The organism is Kitasatospora sp. NPDC059747 (assembly GCF_042732955.1).
Classification (GTDB): Bacteria; Actinomycetota; Actinomycetes; order Streptomycetales; family Streptomycetaceae; genus Kitasatospora.
This window is the reverse complement of sequence record NZ_JBHWGV010000059.1, coordinates 1-4,471: the sequence shown is the minus strand read 5'-3', so window position 1 is coordinate 4,471 and position 4,471 is coordinate 1. Positions and strand designations below refer to the sequence as shown.

The following is a 4,471-nucleotide window of genomic DNA, read 5'->3' as shown; positions in this document are numbered from 1 at the left end:
GCCCCCCCGCAAGACCGCCCGCGCGACGGGCCGCCCGCCCGTTTACCGCGGAGCCGGGGGCGATCGGTGACGACGGCGGGGACGGTGGCGGGCCGACGGGCCCCGGCCGGGCCGACGGGCACCGGACCGCCCGGATGCCTACAGCAGGTCCTTGAACTCCTTGGGGAGCTCGAAGTCGGCCGGTCCCTTGCCCGCGCCGAGGCCGAACGCCCCGCCGTCGGCCGGGGCCTGGGCGCCGCCCGGGCCGAGTGCGCGCCGCTCGGCGGCGGCCGCCTCCTCCTGCGCGCGCTTCAGCGGGTTGCCGCTCTTGCGCTTGCCCTTGGCCTGCGGGGCCTTCTTCGCGGACTTCTTCGCGCCGCCGCCCATGCCCGGGATCCCCGGCATGCCGGGCATGCCCTTGCCGGAGGCCATCGCGGACATCATCTTGCGGGCGTCGAAGAACCGCTCGACCAGGTTCTTGACCTCGCCGACCTGGACGCCCGAACCCTTGGCGATGCGGGCCCGGCGGGAGCCGTTGATCAGCTCCGGCTCGGCGCGCTCGGCCGGCGTCATCGACTTGATGATCGCGCCGACGCGGTTGACGTCCTTGTCGTCGATGTTGTTGATCTGCTCGCGGATCTGGCCCATGCCGGGCAGCATGCCGAGCAGCTTGGAGATCGAGCCCATCTTCTGGACCTGCTCCAGCTGGGACAGGAAGTCGTCCAGCGTGAAGGCCTTCGGGCCGCCGCGCAGCTTGGCGGCGATCTTCTCGGCCTCGGCCTGCGAGAAGGTCTGCTCGGCCTTCTCGATCAGCGAGAGGACGTCACCCATGCCGAGGATGCGCGAGGCCATCCGGTCCGGGTGGAAGGCGTCGAAGTCGTCGACCTTCTCGCCGTTCGAGGCGAACATGATCTGCCGGCCGGTGACGTGCGCGACCGACAGGGCGGCACCGCCGCGGGCGTCGCCGTCGAGCTTGGAGAGCACGACACCGGTGAAGTCGACGCCGTCGAGGAAGGCCTGCGCGGTGGTGACCGCGTCCTGGCCGATCATCGCGTCGACGACGAACAGGACCTCGTCCGGCTCGACCGCGGCGCGGATGTCCGCGGCCTGCTGCATCAGCTCGGCGTCGATGCCGAGGCGGCCGGCGGTGTCGACGACGACGACGTCGTACTGCTTCTGCTTGGCGTACTCGATCGAGTCCTTGGCCACCTGCACCGGGTCGCCGACGCCGTTGCCCGGCTGCGGGCCGTAGAAGGCCACGCCGGCGCGCTCGGCGACCACCTGGAGCTGGTTGACCGCGTTGGGGCGCTGGAGGTCGCAGGCGACCAGCAGCGGGGTGTGCTTCTGCTTCTTCAGCCAGTGGCCGAGCTTGCCCGCGAGGGTGGTCTTACCGGCACCCTGCAGACCGGCGAGCATGATCACCGTGGGGCCGTTCTTCGCGAACCGCACCCGACGGGTCTCGCCGCCGAGGATCGCGATGAGCTCCTCGTTGACGATCTTGATGATCTGCTGCGCCGGGTTCAGCGCGCCCGAGACCTCGGCACCGAGCGCCCGGTCCTTGACCTGCTTGATGAAGGCCCGGACGACCGGCAGCGCGACGTCCGCCTCCAGCAGCGCGATGCGGATCTCGCGGGCGGTGGCGTCGATGTCCGCCTCGCTGAGGCGGCCCTTGCCACGGAGGTTCTTGAACGTCGCTGCGAGGCGATCGGAAAGGGTGTCGAACACGTCGTCGCGGGTCCTCTGCGGCATCGGTATCGGTACGGTCGTCGCCCCCAAGGGTATCCGGCCACCCCGGGTACGGTCTCCACCCCCGTACGGACCGGGTCCGCGGCCCCTTTCCACCGGGCCCGCGACCCCGTTCAGCCCAGTGCCGCGCGGACCGCGGCCGCCACCTCCCCGGCCCGCTGGGCGGCCAGCGGGCGGCCCTCCCCGTCGGTCAGGTAGAAGGAGTCGACGGCGTCCGCGCCGAGCGTGGAGACGTGCGCGGTGCGCACCCGGACGCCGGCCTCGTCCAGCGCCCGGCCGATCCGGTGCAGCAGCCCGGGGGCGTCGTGCGCGCGGACCTCCAGGACGGTCGCCGTCGCCGAGGCCACCGCGGGCGCGACCGTGACCAGCGGCGGCGGGGTCGGGATGCCCCGGCGCCGCGGGGCCGCCGCGTCCCGCTCGGCGAGCCGACGGGCGACGTCCAGCGAGCCGTCCAGCGCCCGGCGCAGGTCCGCGCGCAGCCGGGCGGCCTCCGGCAGCTCGCCGTACTCGGCCGCCACCCGCCAGGAGAGCAGCAGGACCGGGCCCGCGCCGATCGGGTCCAGCTCGCGCAGGCCCGCCGAGCGGACGGTCAGCCGGTGCAGCGCGAGCACCCCCGCGACCGTGCCGAGCAGCCCGGGCCGGTCCGGGACGGCCAGCGTCAGCTCCACGCCCATCGGCTCCGGCGGGGTCGTGAGGGGCGGCTGCGCCGCAGGCGGGCCCGCCGTCTCCGCCTGGGCCTGGAGCGCCAGCGCCGGGGCGTCGGTGCGCGCGGCCTCGACGGCGAGCCGCTCCTGCTCGGCCGTCGGCGCCGCCTCGGCCGGCGCCGCCGGTCCCCCGGACAGCTGGGCGGCGGCCCGCGCCACCAGGCCGTCCACCAGCGAGGCGCGCCAGGTGCTCCACGCCGCCGGGCCGGTGGCCAGCGCGTCCGCCTCGGTGAGCGCGTGCAGCAGTTCCAGGCGCGGCAGGGTGGTGACCACCTTGGTGATCGCCTCGACGGTGGCCGGGTCGTCCGGGTCCCGCCGGGTGGCGGTGTCGACCAGGGTCAGGTGGTGGCGGACCAGCACCGCGAGGGTCTCGGTGTCCTCGGGGTCGAAGCCCATCCGGACGGCGACGTCGCGCACGATCACCTCGCCGGCCTCGCTGTGGTCACCGGGCCAGCCCTTGCCGATGTCGTGCAGCAGCGCGGCGACCAGCAGCAGGTCGGGCCGGGCCACCCGGCGGGTCATCGCGGCGGCCCGCACCGCCGTCTCGACGAGGTGGCGGTCCACCGTCCACCGGTGCACCGCGTTGCGCTGGGGGCGGCAGCGGACCCGCTCCCAGTCCGGCAGCAGCCGGGTGACCACGCCCTCGGCCTCCAGCGCCTCCCACACCGGCACGGCCGCCTCGCCGGCGCCGAGCAGCGTGACCAGCTGCTCGCGCGCCTCGTCGGGCCAGGGCACCGGCAGCGGGCGGCACTCGGCGGCGAGCCTGCGGACCGTCGCGTACGAGACGGTGAGCCCGTTCTGCGCGGCCGCGGCCGCGGCACGCAGCGGCAGGACGGGGTCTGCGGCCGGGCGGGCGCCCTGCGCGAGCACCGCCTCGCCGTCCTGCTCGACGACGCCCTCGGCGAGCGGGCGGCGCTCGACCGCGCCGCGCGCCACCGCGCCCGAACCGCGCCCGGCGCCGCCGAACGGGAAGGCCAGCCGCCCCGGCCGTCGGCCCCGGCCGGACCGGGCGGCGAGCACCCGGTCCACCGCCCGCCAGGTGACGTCGCTCGCGTAGGCGATGGTCCGGGCGGCCTCGTAGACCTGGCGCAGCAGCGCGTCGGCGTCCAGCACGCCGAGCCGCTCGGCGACCTGGTCCTGGTCCTGGAGGCTGAGCCGCTCGGTGGCCCGGCCGGTGGCCAGGTGCAGCGCGTCGCGGACGTCGGCCAGCCGCAGCGCGGCGTCGTCGAGGCCGTCGCGCGGGGCGTCGGCGAGCCAGGTCGCGGCGACCGCGTTGAGCGCGACGACGTCGCGCAGGCCGCCCCGGGCCTCCTTGAGGTCGGGCTCCAGCAGGAACGACAGCTCGCCGTGCCGCTCGGCCCGCTCCCGGCCGAGCTCGCGCAGCTCGGGCAGCCGGGCCGGGGCGCCGGCCCGCCAGTCGCCGAGGACGGCGGAGCGCAGGGCCGCGGTCAGCGACTCGTCCCCGGCGACGTGGCGGGCGTCCAGCAGGCCGAGCTGCGCCTTGAGGTCGGCGGCGGCGACGGACCGCGCCTCGGCGACGGTGCGCACCGAGTGGTCGAGGGAGGCCCCCGCGTCCCACACGGGGTACCAGATCCGCTCGGGCAGCTCCCGGTCGATCCGGCCGGAGTGCAGCAGGAGGACGTCGAGGTCGCTGCGCGGGGAGAGTTCGCCGCGCCCGTAGCCGCCGACGGCGACCAGGGCGACGCCGGCGGGGGCACCGGCGGACGCGAGCAGGCCCGCCAGCCAGTCGTCGGTGAGCCGGGCGAGCGCGGCGCGGCGTTCGCGGCCGGCCGGGCCGGGGCCGGCGAGCAGCGCGGCTCTGGCCGCTCCGTAGCCGGCGGGACCGGAATCGGAAGGACTGGTCTCGGTGGTCATGCGGGGTCCCGTCCGTCGGGCGGTTGTGCGGGGTGGCGCCGGCGGGCGGGCCGGGTGCCGATGCGCCGCCGGGCCGGGGCCCCCCCCCCCCCGGGGCCCCCGGCCCCCCCCCGGGCGGCACGGCACACAACCCCCCCGCGGCGCCCCCCCCCGGGGCGGCCCCCCCC

At 76.7% G+C, this 4,471-nt stretch carries 2 protein-coding genes; both read right to left on the bottom strand.

Annotated features, from left to right (window positions below; genetic code table 11):
• Positions 1 to 138: 138 nt before the first annotated feature.
• Positions 139 to 1,704, bottom strand: a complete 1,566-nt coding sequence (gene ffh, locus ACFV4G_RS24600; protein WP_380443916.1) for a signal recognition particle protein — start codon at positions 1,702 to 1,704, stop codon at positions 139 to 141.
• 134 nt (positions 1,705 to 1,838) lie between these two features.
• Complete coding sequence (locus tag ACFV4G_RS24595) at positions 1,839 to 4,304, bottom strand: [protein-PII] uridylyltransferase (protein ID WP_380443849.1); 2,466 nt, start codon at positions 4,302 to 4,304, stop codon at positions 1,839 to 1,841.
• Between the last annotated feature and the right edge of the window lie 167 nt (positions 4,305 to 4,471).

What these genes read in the sequence shown, in the direction of transcription:
- ACFV4G_RS24595 (WP_380443849.1), bottom strand. Translation starts at nt 4,304, where the DNA reads ATGACCACCGAGACCAGTCCTTCCGATTCCGGTCCCGCCGGCTACGGA.